Annotated in this window: 2 protein-coding genes; both read right to left on the bottom strand. The window is 47.1% G+C overall.

The features are described from left to right. Positions 1-43: 43 nt before the first annotated feature. A complete protein-coding gene (gene ftsN, locus R7P67_RS26470) occupies positions 44-589 on the bottom strand; it encodes a cell division protein FtsN (RefSeq protein ID WP_318086538.1) in 546 nt (181 codons plus the stop codon). A gap of 176 nt (positions 590-765) precedes the next feature. Then, a partial coding sequence (locus R7P67_RS26465; RefSeq protein ID WP_318086537.1) for a substrate-binding domain-containing protein occupies positions 766-1041 on the bottom strand: 276 nt, incomplete at its 5' end.

Raw genomic sequence — 1041 nt, 5'->3', positions numbered from 1 at the left:
GACTAAAAAAGACCAACAGCGAATGCGGTTGGTCTTTGTGAGATTAGAAGTTTTCTTTCCAGACTGCGCACGGTTCGATTTTCGCGCGTTGCAACTTGTGGCGATCTTTTTCTGCATCGCGTTTGAACTTGTACGGGCCAAGTACAACACGGTACCAAGAACTGCCTTCTTTCTTACGAATTTTGCTCGAAAGACCTTGGAAAGCAATAGCCAGCTTTCGCTCTTCGGCCTGCGCTTGGGTTTTGTAAGCGCCACACTGCATTACGTATGGGATTTTAGATACTTCGATTTCTTTAGCGACGACTTCCACTTCTCGCTTGGGTAAAGATTCAACGTATTCCCACTTCTCTTCAGGTGGTGGTGGCAAATCCTTTTTCGGCTTTGGCTTACTGACGGTCGTGGTAGGTTGTTGAACCACGGGTGGTTTCGGTTCTGGATCGTTACTTAATAAATACAGACCATAGCCAAAACCGCCCACAAGCAAGATTGCAAGTAGACCACTACGCCAAGGTTTTCTTTTGGGAGGTTGTTTTTTTGTCGACCTTTTTGGAGCGCCTCGCCCCCGTCTCACATAATCTCTGTTTGCCACGGTTACTTCTGGTCATCAAGGATTCTTCCAAATATGGTAATCCAGAACGGGTCGAGAAAACACCCTATTGATGTAATCTTGATAGCTACGTATCAGATAGAGAAGACAAAAAGCGGCACCAATGGGTACCGCTTTTTGTTAGTTTACATGATAGGTCGCGTTGGACTACCGAACGCTTAGGCGCGTTGCGGTGGCGCTGCGCTACCACGGACAACAAGCTTAGTTTCTAGTAAGCGTGAACCTGAATGAACGTCATGGCCTTTAAGTAGTTCAAGCATCATAAGCATCGCTTGGCGGCCAATTTCATAACGAGGTTGAGAAATGGTCGTTAACGGTGGATCGCAGTATTGAGCAAAGTTGATATCATCGAAACCAACCACTGACAAATCTTGCGGAACGCGCAGACCGAGTCGTTTGGCTTCTTGGATTGCGCCGATTGCCATGGTGTCGCA

This window comes from Vibrio sp. Vb0937, assembly GCF_033338855.1.
The sequence above is the reverse complement of the archived record's forward strand: the minus strand, read 5'-3'. Positions and strand labels throughout refer to the sequence as shown.